Origin of the sequence: Listeria cossartiae subsp. cayugensis (genome assembly GCF_014229095.1) — a bacterium.
Lineage (GTDB): Bacteria > Bacillota > Bacilli > Lactobacillales > Listeriaceae > Listeria > Listeria cayugensis.
This window is the reverse complement of record NZ_JAARZC010000001.1, coordinates 270,322-289,469: the sequence shown is the minus strand read 5'-3', so window position 1 is coordinate 289,469 and position 19,148 is coordinate 270,322. Positions and strand designations below refer to the sequence as shown.

The following is a 19,148-nucleotide window of genomic DNA, read 5'->3' as shown; positions in this document are numbered from 1 at the left end:
AGTTCGTTAATACGTTCCATTATAGCATAAAAAATCTAAATCTTGTGAAAAAGAAAGCAAAATCACTCTTCCTGCCAAGAAGTGCAGTATGACGACATTGGCAAGCTATTTTCGAGCGTAATTAATTTACTTTGGCTAAGTAAAAATGCTTTGAATTTTTCTGACAAACCTAAATCGGCTTCTAATTCTTTTGTGATAAAATCTTTTACATAACCAATTTCCCAACGGCTATCTTGCATTTTTTCTGAGAAGATACTTGTTTCTGCGCCCATTTTCCAGTTTTGAGATTGGATAATTTCTTGCATATCTATTGGTGTGATGAACGTTCGAATGTTGGACTGGGTTTCTTGTTTGAATGCTTCATAGGAAGATTGGGTTAGCACGGCTAGCATGTGTGATGTTTGTTTCACATCGGTAATTCTCGTATCCCATTCCGCATAGCAAACCCGTTTCGCCCACTTGCTTAGTAATACGAGCATTTGGATTAACTCTTTCTTGGAGCTGAAATACCATGAAGCATGCGATAAAACCGCCACATCGAACGCTTTTTCTGGAAAAGTGATATCGCCCTTTAAAATATCCGTCCCTAATTTAAAATCAATTTGCGCACCGAGCTTGGATTTCTTCAAATGGTCGGTCGCATCGCCAATCGTAAATGGAGCACCGTAAGTTTGAGGAGCAATATCAATTCCTTGAACAAAACCATCTTGCCCAACTGCATTCGCAAGTACTGCGGTCGTATCGCCTTGTCCACAGCCAACTTCCAGCACCCGGTCCCCCTTTTCGACTTGCCAAAAATCGACCAGTTTAATGCGATGCTCCGTTTGCGTACGCTGAATTTCTTTGTCATTTTCGTTTAATAACATACAATCGACTATTTCTTCTAAGTTCATCATGCTCCCCCAATCAAAAAGTAAAGTTACCCTCTAATTATAGAAGGTAACTCTGATTTTTACACGTCATATTCTAATTCTTTTGTCGCTAAATCGATAAAATCAAGCGGTGTCTTCACTTTTTCGCTATCAAATTGGCTTGTTCCAATCCGTAGTTCTAGTTTCACTCGGTACTTCGCTGCGAAATCTTCGGTGTTGGCTTCGGCAATGCGGCTTTTAATTCGGTCGGCAACTAATTTCCCGCCCGGTTCGTCTGTTAGAAGCAAAAGCCCCCAAGTCGCATCATCCTTATCTAGCAAGTAAAGCACATCACTCGTCCGAATACAGGATTCTAAAATCGCCGAAATATCTTGTAACGCCAGACGCATTTCTTCTTCGCTTTGGAACCGTTTCAGCTCGCGCCAGTGCCGTACTTTAATAACCATGAGTGACAACGGCAAATCATAACGGCGCGAAATACTAGAAAAAATCCGCTCGTCATTTTGGAAAGAAACGATATTTTTTAGTAGCGTTTCTTGATCAATCGTTCCTAAATATAAATTTTGCTGTTTAATTTTCGTATTTTCTTCTTGTAGCCGCGACGTATTTCTTGTAAACATCGCACTCGCTACGGTGAAAAGTGGCGTGATAATCAGCCAATAATAGCTGCCAATGCCATACGCAATTTGATTCGCCACAATTTCATAAATAATGTAAGTCGCGTAAATGAAAATATAGAGGACATTTAAAATTAGCCCTAGTGTTAAATTCGTAAAATAAGTGATTACCACAAGTAAAAAAGTAATATTTAGCAAGATAATGTTTCGCAAATATTCATCCGGCGTATTAATCATAAAGCCAATCGTAATGAAACAAAGCAAGATGAAAAATAAAAAGCCAATATCTGCAAATAAGTTATTCGTCATTTTTTTCATTTTTATTTCTCCCTCACTTCCGGCGATATTTACGCAAGATTAGTAGGACAGCGACAATCAGGATAACAACCGTCAGAAGCGCGAATGCTCCAAACACGGTTACTTCTTTGTTATTACTAATTTTCGTCCCAAAACTTTCTTCTTTTGTGTCGGATGCTTTTTTGAATCGGTAGGAGTGAATCGTGTTGTCAGTATCAACAATGGCGCCATCTCCGTAAATTTCTGCTAAGTTGGCTTTTGTTGCGATTAAATCAGAACCGAGCTCGGTTTGTTTCGCGCCCGGGCCGGTAACTGCGAGAATCGGCATACCATCTGATGTGATTAATTGTACGCTGCCAAGTTGTTTGCCGTAATTTTTTTCGATTGAGATTTTTTCATTGGAAAGGAAATAGCTGCCCGATTTATTGTACTGGAAATATAGGTCGTCATTGGCGTTTTTAATGACAGGATTGTTGTTCATCGTGCCAACTGCAATAATATTCGAGCCTTCTTTCGGCTTTTTCCAGTTTGCAGCGTGCATCGCAGTTAAATCGCCTCTATTTCCGTCATGGAAGCGTCCTAGTAGATTGAAAATGTTTGCTAATGAATCGGTATCTTCGGTTGTAAGCTCATCCGGAACAACAACTACTGCATTGTTAAAATCACCGTCAGCAATGAATGGATATGGATATTGTTCAAAAAGTAAATCGGTTTCTTCGCTTGTGTTCAAGTTAATTACAGATTCTGGTGTGATATATGCCCACGGAATTTCGGAATCTGCAATAAAACCACAATAATTATTCGTTAGGACTAAATCGAAAGCCACGGTAACTGAAAAATCACCTTTTACATTTAAATCACTTGGAATTTGAAAGGTTACTTTATCGTCATTCGCTTTTTTAGCAGAAAGTTTTTGGCTGCCGATTGGTTTACCGTTCACTAAAATCGTTACTAACGAATGCTCAAAATCCAAGTTTTGCGCATATCTGAAATCAAGTGATACTTCGGTTCCTGTAGAGGCACTTCGGTTAGCCGGCATGCTGATAAAGTAATCTTGGGTGATGTGGCCAATTCCTTTTAGTTTGTCGCCAGTTGTTGTTAGTTTGGTGTTTTTATCGACATTATTTGCTGGAGTATCGATTTTTTCATCCGTTGTTAGCCATTTGGTGTTTGTACCCAGCTGGCTCAAGTAATTTTGGTTGGCGATTAGTTTGCCGGCTTTTTTAAGTGCATCGTTTGATTTGGACGTAATCACTAGAGTGTTCGTATTTCCCACTGTCACTACATGGAACAACGCTTGTTTTTCTAGTTTTTTATCGTCTTGTATTTGGGATTTCAGGTCATTTGGTAAATTGTCGTAGCTTGAAAAAAGAGTGACATAATTTTTGCCATCGCGCGTTCCAGCTTCTTCGTATTGACCAAAAGCGATATTTTTATCTTCTAACGTGTTCGCCGCAGAAAAGCCAGAAAGTCCTTCAAGTGCTGCGCCAAGTTCCGCGTCGCCTGCTTTGTTCGAAACAGCTACTACGCCTTGTCCACTTTTCACCGTATCAATTCCAGTGAATCGCTCGCCAAAGTCCGCAATTGTGTTTTGAAAAGCTTTATCGGAATACGATACGTTTACCGCACTCGTTTTATCGAATTGCAACCAGTTTGCCGGTGTATCGTCAATCGTACAACGACCATCTGGCAAATCAGTATAGACAAAACTTTCGATGGATAGAACGTTAACCCCTTTTTTCAGCTTATCTTTCGGAATTTCAATTTCAATTTGTCGTGTTCCTTTGTCCGTTTTATCTGGTTTAAACGAATAAAACGCGACATCGTTTATTTTCAGCGTCATCGTCGAAATTTCTTTTTCACTCAGCTGGGTAATTGTGTAAACAAGCTTCACATTTGCGCTCGACACGTCCCAGTAATTTTCCACCGTGAAGTTTTGTTTGGTTGTTGTGAATTTTCCTTGGGCGGTTTTATCTGTTCCAAAAACTGTTTGATAATTTTTATCTGCTGCGAAAACGTCTGGCCTATACAGAAATAGTACGGCGAAAACAAGCAGCCCGATTACAGCTAATTTTTTCATTAGGCACTCTCCTTTTTAGAAACGCTCGGTTTTATACCATTTGGTTTCCCTTTTTAGTACAGTATCTTTTAAGAAAATAAAGAATCCATATGCGGCGACCACCATCCAAAGCTGGCAGTAGGTCACATACATCAACATAATAAATAATAAATTTGAAAAACTAATTTCCCCTTTTTCCGTCGTGAGCGTAATAAAAGTACCTGCGATAAAAAGTAAAATGGCAAGTAACCAAAGCGCCCCACTAAGTCCAGCAAGCGTTGTATGTACAAGTCCGAGCGCATATAACACAAGTAAAACATCACTAACAATCAAGGAAGTTAATAATAAAAAGTAAATCGATAAAAAGTACAAAATATCAAAGCGAACGCGTCTACCTTCTCGTTTGAAAAGTAGCGGAACGTTTTTCAAAATCACGTAGATATTGCCCTTTGCCCATCTGGAGCGTTGTTTGAACCAGACTGGCAAAGTTTGTGGTTCTTGCTCCCAAGTGACTGCCTTCGCTTGAAATTTAATCCGGTAACCCATCATATAAATCCGGAAACTGATTTCGGTATCTTCGGCGACAGCTTTCACGTCCCAGCCACCGATTTCTTCCAAGAGCGATCTTCTCACGATAAAATTGGTACCCGGAATCGTGCATAGTTTGAACAGCGCCCATCTGCCGGCCTGAGCCATCCACTGAAAGCTTAGCGTTTCGATATTAATGAAGCGTGTGAGCCAGCTGGCGTTTCGATTTCGCGTCCTGAATTTACCAATAACCGCGCCAAGTTTCGCATCATTGGTAATCTCGCCAACAAGAATTCTTAGTGCCTGCCGTTCAGGTGTATTATCCGCATCATAAATCGCCACCAGTTCACCGCGACTTTCCGCAAAACCGATATTAAGCGCATTCGATTTTCCTTTTCCGCCCGTGATATTATCGGTATTAATAATTTTCAACAAGCGTGTCGGATTTTTCGCTTGAATCGCCGCTAAAAGTTCCGCACTATTATCCGACGAGTTATCATTAATTACAATAATTTCATAGCGATCGACCGGATAATCAAACGCCAGCAGCGACTCTACCGTTTTCACAATTACTTTTCCTTCATTATGGGCCGGCACCATGACGGAAACAAATGGCACTTCCGCTGGTATTTCTGGGACTTTGCGCGCTTCGTTTTTCAAATAATAAACGTACCCCGCTACGATTAACACGATATTAATCAATAACAGTCCCCAAATACATATCACCGCGAATAATGCTAAATAATCTGCAACAACCATTTATTTCACCTCATTTCATATATTTTTTCATGTAAAGCCGATATCCAAAAATAAATAAAACCCCAATAATACCAAGCGAAAGTACAATAACTATCGTGAAAAAGGTATTTTGATAGCCGAAAAATCCTTCTAAACTACCCGCTTGTTTCACCGTTTTCGCATGGGTTTTAATATATTTCAAATCGCCATCAAGCGTCACGGATTGATTATTGATATAGAGTGAGCCTCCGCTTGATTCAATCGTGTCTTTGCTCGTTTTCACCCCATGATCTTGAAATCTAAAATCACTAATATTGTCGTTTGCAAGCTCATCCACGGCTGCATTAAGTTCCTTTTCATTCTTGAAAAACGAGTAAGTGACCGCGATGTCGACCGGGAAATTTTTCTTACCCGTCATCGTTTCGTAAAAATCACTCGCCACACTATACGGCGACTTTTCAAATGCGCTACCATTATTCTTTTTCGTCGTATGAATAATTTTTTGATTCGGCAATAAAATCCCCGTATTAAACGGCGCAAACCCTTCCACGCCATACACTTTATCAAAATTCCAGTATAATTCCGCTGTAACCCCAACCGGCGCCACATCATTTTCCGCGAAGAAATGCACGGATTTCTGCACGATGCTCTCCAATTCTCCCGGCGGACTGTCTCCATACGTAACGACTGGAACATCCATCATAATAGTGCCATTTTTCGCTTGAACGTAGCGCAAAATCTCCGCATAATTTTTCGCCGCTTGGAAATCTTGATTATAAAAAACGGGCCCGGCACTCACAATAAATGGAATCCCTTTTGCATAAAAATTATCGGCCGTTTTTTTGAGTAAATCAAAGTCGACAAACGGGTTCACATCTGTGATAAGCGCATATTGGTTGGATGTCGTTTTAATGTCGAACACGGATTTTAGTAAATCCATTAAAGCAAATTCGCTCGTATTGTCCGCTTGGAAAATTGGCGCATAAGCATAGTTTCCCGCTCGAACACCGTACGCCGCTTTACCATTTTCCGCCGCATCCATTTCGCCAAATCCTTCTCCTTTAAAAGAAGTAATGAGATTGGTTTCATTGATGAGTTGCGGTTTCCCAGTCAGGCCTGCTTCCGTTTGAAAAGTAACTGAAGTATCTGTAACCGCCTTGGTTTTCAACTGTAATTTATCCGCTAAAAAGGTTGGTGGGTTTGCGCCAATATATGCGATTTTCGCCTTACTTTTAGCTAATTTACCCGCCCATTCATCTGTTAAGCCATCTTTTTTATTTTGCAACACAATCACTTCACTCGCTTGGCTCAAATCCGGATTTTCTTCCCAAGAATAAATCGTCACCCGTTTGCCCAAACTATTTAGCATACGAAGCAGTGAGTCGATATTCCCTTCATTATCCGTTCCTTTCGCCAAACTATCATAAAAAACGACCACATCACTATCCGAGTTTGCCGCAACAGGACGTTCACTTACCATTAAAATCACGAGCGCAAGCAGAAGACTAATCATGATTTTTTTACGCATTCCGCTCACCTCGTTTCTTCAAATAAACTTCGAGCAGTGAAGCCGCACCAATCAATATCGTTAAATCAAAACAAACATTAAATAGGAAATTATGCTTCGTCAAATCCGCTTCCCCGTCACCAACAATCGTCACCAAAATCACCGCAAACCCAGAACCAATCAGCAAAACAATCAAATCAAACAGCAGCGTCCCACGAATATTCTTCTCTCGGAAATGTTTAAACGCACTCACCCCATAACAAATCAGAAAAACTAGCGCCCATAAAATTAAAAACGTAAATTTCGCCGGAGCCAATTTTTCTTTTATATCACTATAAGCCGAGAAAAAATGCGTTTTCTCTTTAAATTTATACCCCGTCGCCTTTTCAAAATTGCCCATCTCAAACGGACGAATCGAAAAACTATTTTGCGCCGACAAATCGAGCATTTTCCCGAATTGTTTCGGATTTTCCAAATAATAACTTAAAACCGTGACAAAATTATAATTAGGATAAAATTCCTTTTCCATCAACGGTGAATCCAAATCAATCATTTTATATTTTTGATAAAAATTCGTTCCTTTAAGTAAGGCAAATTCTGAGTTCATCCCCATTTCCTCCAGCGATTTCTCTGGATTTTCCGAATCAAGCAATACCCCACGAGTCATAGTTTGATACTGATTTATCGTCACAAACTCCCCGGGAATAAAAGCGTACATCACTACCCCGCTCATGAAAATCACCAAAAAAGTCGCCGCAGCCGAAATCCGGAACGCTCGATTTTTTCGAATAAAAAACACAAGTATCCCGCAAACCGCAATAACAACCGCAATCGGCGCATTCTGCTGTTTAGCCGTAATTAAAATAAGAGACGCCACAAAAATCAAGCCTAGCATCGCATAATCATTATATTTGTGCTGATATAAAAGTAAAAATCCCGCCGAAATATACAGCATCATAATCAAAATAAGTCCTTCACTGAAAAACGAGTTAAAATATGCCGTATAAGCCGTATCCGCAAAAATAAATACCGTAAGCGCCGCAACGACATACCCCGGCCAGCCTTTCATTTTCGCCGTTAAACCCGCCACCAACAAATAAATCGCCGGCAAAAGAAGTGCTAATTGTAAACCACCTAAAAAACGTACATCAAAAATCGTCGTTGACCAAAAAAGCTTATTTAAAAGAAGCGCTATTTGGATAAAAATACTTTGTGACGAGTAAATTGCCACTTGATTTTCATTAAAATACTGATAAATTCCAAACTCTTTCACAAAATGCCCAAATTGTAGCGCATCATAATTCGTATTATTTACAAATAACCCATTACTCGAGAATATCCGGAAAAAGTCTCCATTGTCAGCCATACCAATATATGGCGGCACAAACAACGCTATAATCGTGATAATAAAAACACAAATAACCGCAAATATTTGCGGTGTTAGATGTTGCCATAGCCACACACTAATGGATTTAATTTTTCCCCTCATGATGCTATCCCCTTCATATTCTCGATATACCAATGTCACAAATTCGACACATTTATATTTCATTATACGAGAATGTTCCCATTTTTTCCATGCTTTTATTCATTTTGTTAAAAGTTGTCGGCTACAACTTATTTTCTTTCAACACTTTTCCACCAAAAGAGTTATAATAAACACAAAATCATGCTTGACTCTCACGCCACGTCATACTTTATAGTGAAAACAGAAGGAGGAATCATTCATGCAAACAAAAGAATTAGCTGAACTCACTGGTGTAAGTGTGCGCACGCTCCACCACTACGATACAATCGGCCTACTCGTCCCCCAAAAAGACGACTGGAACGGCTATCGTATCTATTCAGAAAAAGACGTCGACAAATTACAACAAATTCTTTTCTTTAAAGAACTCGATTTTCCTTTGAAAAAAATAAAACAAATTCTTGATGATCCCCATTTCGATAAAGAGGCCGCATTAGCCTTACAACGCCACTTACTGCTAGAGAAAAAAGGTCGAATCGAAGCCATGCTAGCAACACTAGATCAGACCATCAAGAACGAAAAAGGAGAAATAACAATGACAAACAAAGAAAAATTCACTGGTTTTGATTTTTCCTCTAATCCATATGAAGAAGAAGCAAAAAAACTTTGGGGCGATAAAGTAGTAGAAAAAGCCAATAAAAAAGTTGCCAATATGACTGAAAAAGAACAACAATCTTTAAAAGAAAGCTTTGACGCTGAATTTCGCCACTTAGCTGCTGTTCGAAATTCCAAACCCGAATCCGACGAAGCCCAACAAGCCGTGGCTCATTTTTTCCATTACTTAAATGATACTCATGGCAATATTTATTCCTTAGAAGCCTTCGCAAACCTTGGAGAAATGTACGTTGCCGATGAACGATTCACTAAAAATATCGACCAATTCGGCGAAGGGCTATCCGCCTTTTTAAAAGAAGCCATGCACATCTATGCAAAAAACAATTAAAAAAAGCCACGATTTCCTATCAAGGAATCGTGGTTTTTCATTGGAAAAGTTGAAAAAATCCACATAAAAGAGGATTGGCGTAACGAATAACGGGGTAAATAGTATAAGATTTCATTAATAAATAGCACTACTATAGAATAAGAAATACAAATACATTTCAAGGGAGGAACTTATGTTTAAACACATCTTACTTTCACTAAATGGGTATAAAATATCCTATTTACGAAATGATGTCATTTCCGGAGTTGGTGTTGCTGCACTGACAATTCCCGTTGCAATGGGCTATGCACAAGTAGCCGGGCTACCGCCTATTTATGGCTTATATGCGTCATTTTTACCGGTACTTGCCTATGTTATTTTCGCCAGTTCGCCGCAACTTGTTTTCGGGATTGATGCAACGGCAAGCGCAATCGCAGGGTCGATAATTTTAGGAACAGCCGGACTTACAGCTGGATCTAAAGAAGCCATTACGCTCGCCCCAATTCTTGCATTCTTTTGTGCCGTGTTTTTAGTTCTTTTCTCCGTATTAAAATTAGGACGGTTTGCAAAATACATATCTGCCCCAGTTCTTAGTGGATTCATTTCTGGACTTAGTGTTTCCATTATTATGGGTCAAATCCCTAAGATAATGGGCCTAAAAGAAAGCGGAGATAGCTTCTTCTCTAGTCTAGGCATTATTTTCGGCCAGTTTTTCCAGTCCAATTGGATTTCATTTGCTATGGGTATTGTAACCATTATTATCGTAATTACGTGCAAAAAAGCCATTCCAAAAATCCCGATGTCGCTCGTCGTTTTAATCCTCGGGACGATGGCAGCTTATTTCTTCAAATTAGATCAATATAATGTTGATATCGTTGGTAAAATCCCTGTAGGATTCCCGTCATTAGCGCTTCCAGATTTTGGCGCTAGTTCATGGGCGCTTGCTATCGGTGGTGGGTTTGTCTGTGCCATCGCTACATTCGCCGGTTCGCTTTTACCAAGTGAAAGTTTTGCGATGCGTAACAAGTATACAATCGATGACAACCGCGAACTATTTGCTTACGGTATTTCCAATTTTGTGGCTGCCTTTTCTGGATGTTCTCCTGCCAGTGCCAGCGTATCAAGAACTGCCGCTAACGAACAATTCCGTGGTAAAACACAAATGGTTTCGATTGTCGCCGCGGTCATTATCGCGCTGATTGTTGCCTTCCTAAGTGGATTACTTTACTATATGCCACAACCAGTTCTTTCCGGTATCGTGTTCGCAGCGTTAGTTGGGATTATTGATGTGGATGTATTAAAAGGATTGTTCCGCGTTTCTCGTCGTGAGGCAACTGTTTGGATCGTCGCTGCACTTGGAACACTTTTAGTTGGAGTAATTTTCGGGGTACTACTTGGAATTTTCCTATCATTCATTAATGTAGTAAGTCGTTCGATGAAATCACCAATTGCCATCCTTGGAGTAATCGAAGGCCGCCACGGTTATTTCGACTTAAAACGTAAACCAGAAGCAAAACCAATTCCAAATGTCGTTATTTATCGTTATAGCGCATCGCTCTTCTTCGGGAACTTTAATAAATTCGCAGATGGCTTAAAAGAAGCTGTCCAAGAGGATACTAAATTAGTCATTTTCGAAGCTAGCGCGATTATTAATATCGACACAACCTCTACAGAATCAATGAAAGACTTGCTAAAATGGCTCGACGATAAAGGCATTGAATATTACTTCGCTGACCTCATCGACCATTTGAAAACAAGCTTTAGAAAACATGATCTTGGTTATATTATCGATGACGGCTACACGAAGAAAACCGTGGAAGACGCACTCGATGCTTATAATGCCAAACATAAATAATAAAACGCTTAGCCGGGCCTAAACTCGACTAAGCGTTTTTCCTTTTTACAAAAGCGCAAAAATCCGCGGACTAATTAACCGCACAAACGGTGAAACGATAAAGATTTGCAAAAATAAAGCCACAAAATAATTGCGTAAAATAAGAACGCCTAAATGACTCCATTCGCCTTGGTTTACAATCAGGCTAAGCGTTGACATAAGCACACACATAAATGTAACCATTAATAATTGCATCATAATGATCTTTTTAAATTTCGAAGCATCTTCACTAACCAAAAGGGCGTGCAGACGATACACAATTTTTCCGACAACAAAAAAGTCTAATAAAAATCCAATAAAAAGAAACGGGACAAATGCTTTTAAAACAATCAATAAAGAATCTGTACCAATACCATTTTCAAGAAAGATATTATAAGAGCTCATGCATAAAATCATCAAAGAACACATAATAAGTGTAAAAACGACCTTCTCTTTCATATTACTGTACATAATTTCACCTCCAAAGAACTATCGTAGCAAATTAAAAAATTCTTCGTAAGTGACAATTTTGTTACAAAAAAAGTTTTGCTCGGAAATCCAAGCAAAACTTAGCTTTTTACAGCTTCTCTTTATCAATTTGGGTTCTTATTTCCCGGGCAATATTTTCAATCGTATATAGCGCCGGCAATTGGGACGTAATATTCGCTTCCTGGTACATTTCCTTATTAATATAATAAGCAATGTTCGCATCAGAAAGCCTCGCAATAGTTGATTTCGCACTATTCGTAATCGAGATCACTTTACAATTTTGCGCCTTCAACTGATGAATATAGCGAATAATATCCTCATTCTCCCCTTCCACCGAAATCGCAATCATACAGATTTTATCCGATAATTTGCTCGATAAATGGTAAAACGGGTGGTTGAGTGGATCTTCAATATGTAGCGCCAGCGTGAATAAAGACGAAAAATAAATCGCGCCATATTCAGCAATTACACCCGAGGAACCAACTCCTGCAAATAACACGAGTTCGCGGTCACGGAGAATTTCGACTGCATTTTGAATTTGCGCTTTAAACTCCGGTTGTGCCGTGCGTTTCAGAAAATCAATATACGTCGTTTCATCCGCCATATCAATTTGCGCCAATTTCTGCTCTTCCAAATAAAGCTGCAACTTCACGCGAAACTCCGAAAAACCATTACAACCAAATTTCCGGCAAAAACGCAGAATTGTTGTCGTACTCACATGCACTTCCGTCGCCAAATCACGAATCCGCATATACACAACTTTATCTAAATTCGCCACAATATAATTATAAATATCTAATTCCGTATCATTTAATTCCAAATTTTTATCCAAAAAAAGCATTTTCGCACCTCTTTTCGCTTTATTTTACCATGTAACACTTCGTTACTCAAATGTGACAAGTTCCTATTTAGAAAATCCTTACCTAAACCTAACCAAATACTAGCTATTTCTCCATAAAATTCCTATACTATAACTGTGAGAAGAAAAGGTGATACCAAATAAGTAAGCCTTTTCAAAAAAATATCCTTGGAGGTATAAATAAATGACTAAAGGTATTAAAATCGCAACTATTGGTGGCGGATCAAGTTATACACCTGAACTAATCGAAGGATTTATTAAACGTCAAGACGAATTACCAGTTCGTGAACTATGGTTAGTCGACGTAGAAGCTGGCCGTGAAAAATTAGAAATCGTTGGTAATTTAGCAAAACGTATGGTGAAAAAAGCTGGCGTTAACATGGAAATCCATTTAACACTAGACCGCGAAGAAGCTTTAAAAGACGCCGATTTCGTAACAACACAATTACGTGTAGGTTTACTAGATGCACGTGTGAAAGATGAACGTATCCCGAATTCATACGGCGTAGTTGGCCAAGAAACAAACGGACCAGGCGGCATGTTCAAAGGACTTCGCACAATCCCAGTAATTTTAGATATTTGTAAAGACATGGAACGCCTTTGCCCAGATGCTTGGTTAATCAACTTTGCTAACCCAGCAGGAATGGTAACAGAAGCAGTTCTTCGTTACAGTAACCAAAAGAAAGTGGTCGGCTTATGTAACGGCCCTATCGGCATCGAACGCAACATCGCTGAAACTCTTGGCGTAGACGTTTCTGAAATTTATGTAGAATTTGTTGGTCTAAACCACATGGTATTCGCAAAAACTGTTTACCACAATGGCAAAGACGTAACAAAAGACGTTGTTTTCAAAATGACAGAAGATGAAGCTGGCTCAAGCCTTAAAAACATCAACGCAACTGGCTGGGACAAAACATTCTTACGTACATTAAACATGATTCCAATCGACTACTTACGCTACTACTGGCAAACAAAACAACAACTGGAAGACCAAGCTCGCGCATACGCAGAACATGGTACTCGTGCAGAAGTTGTTAAAAAAGTAGAAGCTGAATTATTCGAGCTTTACAAACAAGAAGAACTTGCAGAAAAACCAAAACAATTAGAACAACGCGGCGGCGCTTACTACAGTGAAGCAGCATGTAACCTAATTAACTCTATCTACAACGACAAACGCGATATTCAAATCGTTAATACTCGTAACAACGGTGCCATCCTTGATATCGACCCTGATTCCGCAGTAGAAACAAACTGTGTCATCACTCGCCAAGGCCCAATTCCACTAGCAAGTGGACGCCTTCCAATCGCTATCAACGGCATCATCCAAGAAATCAAAACTTTCGAGCGCCTAACAGCCGAAGCAGCAGTTACAGGCGATTACGACAAAGCCCTTTTCGCAATGACAATCAACCCACTAACTCCAAGCGAATCTGTAGCTCGTGAGATTCTTGACGAAATGTTAGAAGCTCATAAAGAGTATTTACCGAATTTCTTTAAATAAGTAAAAAAGAGCCTGTCAAAGGGCTCTTTTTTATATCCGCCAATCCGTCATATTATTCTCCAAATAATCAATCCCAAACGCCAAAAGTCCAATCCGATAATCCGTCGTAAACTTACGCGACAACACAATCTCCGGCAAAACCGCATACGGATAAACCCGCTTCAACTCCGCCGTCAATTCTTCCATAAAATCCTTCTGCCCAAAATAAAAATTCGTATACAAAACAATCGTTTCCGGATCATAAAAACTCATCGTGAGGAGCACCATTTTACGAATATGCGCTTTAATTTCATCCACCGAAAAGTCAAAATTATCCCAGTCCACCTGCAGCGGCATATGCTTAATCTCCCCAGCCAGCCCATTCTGCCCTTTCAAGATCTCCCCGTTCATCAGAAGTCCTGCACCCGGTGGAAAACGCTCTGGATAATAAAGCCCCACAATATTCTCCTCTTCAACCGGCCGATTCTTATACCCCAAAATCGCCGCATTCGTATCCGTTTCAACCAACACCGGCAAATTCACTTCCGCCTCCAACGTCTCCCGCAATTGCACATTTAAAAGTAGCGGAAAGTCCATCGCGCGCAGCTTGCCACCAATCTCAATCCCCGGTACCCCAATCACAACGCAAGAAATCTTCGGAAAAGCGCAAACAAGATCTTTCGTATTCCGTTTCAGCGCAGTAATGTCCAAATCCTCCCCGGACATATCCTCCACAAACTCCGGCTCGCCCAGCAAATTATACACCGAAAAAGAATAAGTAATCTTCTTCCACTTTTCTTGCAAACTAATAACCAACACCTGCTGAAAATTAGGATTAATTTCATACGAAACCGCTCTTCTTCCGCCAGTCGCAACCGAATTATCTTGTTCTAAAATCTCTTCATTTTCCACTAAATCTCGAATCAGCTTGTTCACTGTAACTACACTAAGCCCAGTCACTTCGGCAATTTTCGCTTTCGTCATCGCACCTTGTTGCCGTAAAATCGACTTGATATTTTTCTTATTCAATTCTTTTAAATCACGAGGAATCGCCATCATCAATCGCTCCATTCGCAAAGTTAATAAACAAACTTTATAAACTATATTCACTATCAGTTTAACCACTCTGAACCCATTTGTCAAAACAAAAAAAGAACCCCTCATTACGAGAAGTTCTCTTCGCTTTATTATTTAGCTTTACGAATAAATAACGAGCACACAAGCCCAATACACGCCATAATTAGCCCGAAAACAAAGGCATTTTGGATTCCGGCCGTCAGGGAAGCAACCATTTGTTCAGGTCCCATTCCTTGCGCCGTTTCCATGTAAGCTTTTTGCCCAGCAGACATGATCGTAATCGCAACAGCCGTTCCAATCGCGCCGGAAACTTGTTGCAACGTGTTCATAATCGCCGTGCCATCAGGATATAATTTTGGTGGTAATTGGTTTAATCCGTTCGTTTGCGCCGGCATCATAACCATCGAAATCCCAATCATCAATACTGAATGCAGCACGATGATAGTTAGCGCAGATGTTCCAACTTCTATTCTTGTTAAGAAAAATAGCGCAATAACAGCTACGATAAACCCTGGAATAACGAGTGCGCGTGGGCCATAAGCATCGAATAAACGCCCAGTAAATGGTGACATTAAACCATTCAGCACCCCACCCGGAAGTAATACTAATCCCGCCGAAAATGCTGCGAGCGCTAAACTATTTTGTAAGTATAGCGGTAGTAAAATCATCGTCGAAAGAATCATCATAAAGCTGATAAATACTAAAATAAGCCCTAATGTGAACATCGGGTATTTAAATACTTTCAAGTCCATCAAAGGTTTTTCCATTGTTAGTTGGCGCCAAACAAAGAGTCCAAGCGCAAGTCCACCAACGATAATTGAAACTAATACCGTTGCGCTTCCCCAACCACTTTCACCCGCACTACTAAAGGCAAATACAACTCCACCAAAACCTAGCGTCGAAAGAATAATCGATAAAATATCAATTTTCGGCTTTGTAACAACCGAAACATTTTGCATAAATTTCATTCCGAATAATAACGCAATAATAAGGAATGGCAAGGAAATCCAGAAAATCCAGTTCCAAGTCAAGTTTTCTAAAATAAGCCCTGAGATTGTCGGACCAACTGCTGGAGCAAACATAATTACCAGCCCAATCATCCCCATTGCCGAGCCGCGTTTATGCTCTGGAAAAATCAGTAAAATCGTGTTAAACATTAATGGTAGTAATAGCGCCGTACCTACTGCTTGCACTACACGTCCAATCATTAACATCGCAAACGTTGGCGAAAGCGCCGCAATCAGCGTACCAGCAATCGAAAAACTTACCGCTGTGAAAAATAATCCTCGTGTCGTAAACCATTGTAAAAGTAATCCCGAAATCGGTACTAATATTCCAAGCGTTAGCAAATAACCTGTCGTAAGCCACTGCACTGTCGCTGAACTAATATCAAACACCTGAATCAAATCACTAAGCGCCATGTTAAGAGCAGTTTCACTGAATAGCCCAATGAACCCCGCCATCAAAAATGAGGCAATAATCGGTATCGGCCGAATCTTCTGCCCACCTGTTGCTTCTTGTTGCATATAATTTCCCCCTTTTCAGACTAAAAATTAAGTAGTCTACGTTTGATATTACGGAGATTTCGCCAATAAGTCAACGTTTCAAGCTCTATTTTTACGAAAAATTTACAAGCTATGCTATACTTCGAAGTAGAAAAGAGGGATTTTTCATGGCCATTTTAGCATTTATTTTAACCTTCATCGTAATGATCGAGCATATTTATATAATGATTTTAGAAATGTTTTTCGCCAACACCAAACTCGCAGCCAAGACATTTGGTGTGGAGAAGGAACTCCTTGCGAATAAGAAAGTACAGACGCTGTTTGCGAATCAAGGGCTTTATAATGGGTTTCTTGCGGCAGGGCTTGTGTGGGGATTGTTTTTTGCGGGAGCAGGGTTTGCTGAAACTGTGCAGATTTTCTTTTTGAGTTGTGTAGTTGTGGCGGCGCTGTTTGGCGGGCTGACTTCTTCGAAAGGGATTTTGGTGAAGCAGGGTTTGCCGGCGGTTTTGGCGTTGGTTGTGGTTTTGTTGGTTTAGGTGGTATGGGAAAAGACTTGGGTTGGGGTCCAGGTCTTTTTATTTTTGGAGTTTGGATGTTGAGAGGAAGTTTATGGTTTCATGATAAGTAGTTAAAACGGAAATCATTCATTTCAAAATCGGGACCTCTGCCTAGTTTACATTTCATAATAAGTAGTTAAAACTTTTGATTTTAACCCAGTCAGGTAATTGTTAACACCATTTACATTTCATAATAAGTAGTTAAAACACTTTCACAATCGCATGTAATGACTTTTTACCCGAAATTTACATTTCATAATAAGTAGTTAAAACGGAGCCTCACTATTTTCAGATACGACTTCCTTTTGATTTACATTTCATAATAAGTAGTTAAAACAAAGCGGATTAGAAACGATGACATTCAATTTAAGAAAATTTACATTTCATAATAAGTAGTTAAAACGCGGACCAATGACCATTCCTGGAGGGATATTCGAATTTACATTTCATAATAAGTAGTTAAAACAAAGACACATTAAAAAACATATACGATTGAGGGAGCATTTACATTTCATAATAAGTAGTTAAAACTTCTATTGAATCCGGAAAGCACTCAATGATGAGTCGATTTACATTTCATAATAAGTAGTTAAAACGATGGTAAATTTGAATCAACCAAGGAATTATATCTATTTACATTTCATAATAAGTAGTTAAAACCAATAGCGTGCTTAGAGACAAACAGAAATTTCATATTTACATTTCATAATAAGTAGTTAAAACGCCATCCCCAGCAACCGCATAAATCCCTGTCCCTTGAATTTACATTTCATAATAAGTAGTTAAAACCAGAGAATTTTACTGGACGGACTTCGTTATTTTGATAATTTACATTTCATAATAAGTAGTTAAAACTAAACGCAATGCTACGTATTTATGCGATGCAAGTATTTACATTTCATAATAAGTAGTTAAAACGCTCAAGATTACTACTGGTGTACGCAATTAGTTACAAATTTACATTTCATAATAAGTAGTTAAAACGGAAATATACCCTCCAAATCAGCTAAATCAGCATTTTTATTTACATTTCATAATAAGTAGTTAAAACATGAAGGTAGTGCCGGAATTCCAATTATACATTATGAATTTACATTTCATAATAAGTAGTTAAAACCTTCATAAAAAAAATCCAAGTTGCAACTTTAGCCTCTATTTACATTTCATAATAGGTAGTTAAAACGTCTTTGTAGATATTCACGTCCACCGGTTTTTCATTATTTACATTTCATAATAAGTAGTTAAAACGATATACAAGAGTTCCTAGACAAATATGATAGAGAAATTTACATTTCATAATAAGTAGTTAAAACTATATCATCATTTGAACTTATCCAGTCAAATACGGAATTTACATTTTATAATAAGTAGTTAAAACGTGAGAACGTTTCTACGGCTTTTACTTTTTGTTTAGTATTTACATTTCATAATAAGTAGTTAAAACTCATCTGGCATAATAAAGAATACATATGCACCAGAATTTACATTTCATAATAAGTAGTTAAAACTTTCAGATGAGTCGTGAAATATTCGAAAATGACATAATTTACATTTCATAATAAGTAGTTAAAACGGGAAAGCCCTGAACGTTCTCACCATACGCCACGATTTACATTTCATAATAAGTAGTTAAAACAGAATACGGTGAAAATTCATCCGAAGCTAACAAGAATTTACATTTCATAATAAGTAGTTAAAACTGGTATTAGTCGGCATTGGCTGGTTCGGAACACTTTTATTTACATTTCATAATAAGTAGTTAAAACCCGCTCTATTTTACACCTACTCCCATCATAACTCAGGTCACTATTTTTGTCGACCTCTTAAAAATTGCGTAAAAATCATAACTTATCCCTTCAAATTTCCGCTTAAAAACTTCAAACTCATTCTCCCCCAATGATCTCCCTAAATCTGTCGAACCCCACTATTTTTCGCACTACTAAAGGTCGACAGACCGAGAACATCAAAAGAAATTAGAAGTTTTTTCATCCGTTAATCCCCAAAATTCTTTTTCTAGCCACCTTTGTTGCCTACTAGAAAATACAATCACTGAATCTTGATCATCTCGAATATACTTATCTAACTCCATCCTTAACTTAACTAAAAGCGCTGGAGTTATTTCACCTTCAAAAACTGATTTTTGAACATGAGTTAAGTACTTTTTACAAATCTTAAATACATTTCTCCAGACTTTTGCCCCACCGTTTTCTATTGAAATATCATAAATTAAAATTACATACATA

General features: G+C 38.8%; 15 protein-coding genes and 1 CRISPR repeat array. Of the genes, 4 read left to right on the top strand and 11 right to left on the bottom strand.

All coding sequences use genetic code 11. From position 1 onward, the window contains the following. Nucleotides 1-62: 62 nt before the first annotated feature. Genes HCB49_RS01400 through wsfD form a run of 6 tightly spaced genes read right to left on the bottom strand, consistent with a single transcriptional unit; the run spans nt 63 to nt 8,107 of the window. Nucleotides 63-893, bottom strand: coding sequence for a class I SAM-dependent methyltransferase (locus HCB49_RS01400; protein WP_185604490.1), 831 nt, complete (start codon nt 891-893; stop codon nt 63-65). A gap of 59 nt (nt 894-952) precedes the next feature. Beyond that, nucleotides 953-1,807, bottom strand: coding sequence for a diguanylate cyclase domain-containing protein (locus HCB49_RS01395; RefSeq protein ID WP_185480666.1), 855 nt, complete (start codon nt 1,805-1,807; stop codon nt 953-955). A gap of 13 nt (nt 1,808-1,820) precedes the next feature. After that, nucleotides 1,821-3,866, bottom strand: a complete 2,046-nt coding sequence (locus HCB49_RS01390) for a cellulose biosynthesis cyclic di-GMP-binding regulatory protein BcsB (protein ID WP_185603886.1) — start codon at nt 3,864-3,866, stop codon at nt 1,821-1,823. A gap of 15 nt (nt 3,867-3,881) precedes the next feature. Continuing rightward, entirely contained in the window at nt 3,882-5,132 is a 1,251-nt protein-coding gene (locus tag HCB49_RS01385) for a glycosyltransferase family 2 protein (RefSeq protein WP_185480668.1), read from the bottom strand. Nucleotides 5,133-5,142: 10 nt separating this feature from the next. Beyond that, nucleotides 5,143-6,639 carry a DUF2334 domain-containing protein gene (locus HCB49_RS01380; RefSeq protein WP_185603885.1) on the bottom strand — a complete coding sequence of 499 codons (1,497 nt, stop codon included), beginning with the start codon at nt 6,637-6,639 and terminating at the stop codon, nt 5,143-5,145. Further along, nucleotides 6,632-8,107 (bottom strand): glycan biosynthesis hexose transferase WsfD, encoded by a 1,476-nt coding sequence (wsfD, locus tag HCB49_RS01375; RefSeq protein ID WP_185603884.1) that lies wholly within the window; start codon nt 8,105-8,107, stop codon nt 6,632-6,634. Before wsfD ends, HCB49_RS01380 begins: the two co-directional genes overlap by 8 nt. A 238-nt stretch (nt 8,108-8,345) precedes the next feature. Between wsfD and HCB49_RS01370 the strand changes: the two genes are divergently transcribed. Together HCB49_RS01370 and HCB49_RS01365 are read left to right on the top strand one after the other, a co-directional pair. Further along, nucleotides 8,346-9,086, top strand: a complete 741-nt coding sequence (locus tag HCB49_RS01370) for a MerR family transcriptional regulator (protein WP_185603883.1) — start codon at nt 8,346-8,348, stop codon at nt 9,084-9,086. 172 nt (nt 9,087-9,258) lie between these two features. Next, nucleotides 9,259-10,920 carry a SulP family inorganic anion transporter gene (locus HCB49_RS01365; protein ID WP_185603882.1) on the top strand — a complete coding sequence of 554 codons (1,662 nt, stop codon included), beginning with the start codon at nt 9,259-9,261 and terminating at the stop codon, nt 10,918-10,920. Nucleotides 10,921-10,965: 45 nt separating this feature from the next. On the opposite strand, the gene HCB49_RS01360 is transcribed toward HCB49_RS01365, so the two are convergent. Further along, nucleotides 10,966-11,409, bottom strand: a complete 444-nt coding sequence (locus HCB49_RS01360; RefSeq protein WP_120138280.1) for a DUF2798 domain-containing protein — start codon at nt 11,407-11,409, stop codon at nt 10,966-10,968. A 106-nt stretch (nt 11,410-11,515) separates the two neighbouring features. After that, nucleotides 11,516-12,268, bottom strand: a complete 753-nt coding sequence (locus tag HCB49_RS01355) for a MurR/RpiR family transcriptional regulator (RefSeq protein WP_070294723.1) — start codon at nt 12,266-12,268, stop codon at nt 11,516-11,518. A gap of 202 nt (nt 12,269-12,470) precedes the next feature. On the opposite strand from HCB49_RS01355, the gene HCB49_RS01350 reads away from it, so the two are divergent. Further along, entirely contained in the window at nt 12,471-13,787 is a 1,317-nt protein-coding gene (locus tag HCB49_RS01350) for a 6-phospho-beta-glucosidase (protein WP_026749764.1), read from the top strand. A gap of 30 nt (nt 13,788-13,817) precedes the next feature. On the opposite strand, the gene HCB49_RS01345 is transcribed toward HCB49_RS01350, so the two are convergent. Together HCB49_RS01345 and HCB49_RS01340 are read right to left on the bottom strand one after the other, a co-directional pair. After that, nucleotides 13,818-14,822 (bottom strand): ROK family transcriptional regulator, encoded by a 1,005-nt coding sequence (locus HCB49_RS01345; protein ID WP_185604489.1) that lies wholly within the window; start codon nt 14,820-14,822, stop codon nt 13,818-13,820. A 131-nt stretch (nt 14,823-14,953) separates the two neighbouring features. Beyond that, complete coding sequence (locus tag HCB49_RS01340; RefSeq protein WP_185603881.1) at nt 14,954-16,369, bottom strand: DHA2 family efflux MFS transporter permease subunit; 1,416 nt, start codon at nt 16,367-16,369, stop codon at nt 14,954-14,956. Nucleotides 16,370-16,515: 146 nt separating this feature from the next. Here HCB49_RS01340 and HCB49_RS01335 point away from each other — a divergent pair, with 146 nt between their 5' ends. Continuing rightward, the gene (locus HCB49_RS01335; RefSeq protein WP_185603880.1) at nt 16,516-16,884 is read left to right on the top strand and encodes a DUF1304 domain-containing protein; all 369 of its coding nucleotides are present in this window, start codon (nt 16,516-16,518) and stop codon (nt 16,882-16,884) included. Nucleotides 16,885-17,019: 135 nt separating this feature from the next. Beyond that, a CRISPR array of direct repeats spans nt 17,020-18,671; the repeat unit is 29 nt; unit sequence ATTTACATTTCATAATAAGTAGTTAAAAC. Between the two features lie 197 nt (nt 18,672-18,868). Here the strand turns inward: HCB49_RS01335 and cas2 are convergent. Then, nucleotides 18,869-19,147: a CRISPR-associated endonuclease Cas2 gene (gene cas2, locus HCB49_RS01330; protein ID WP_003721310.1), complete on the bottom strand. Its 279-nt coding sequence runs from the start codon at nt 19,145-19,147 to the stop codon at nt 18,869-18,871. Between the last annotated feature and the right edge of the window lies 1 nt (nt 19,148).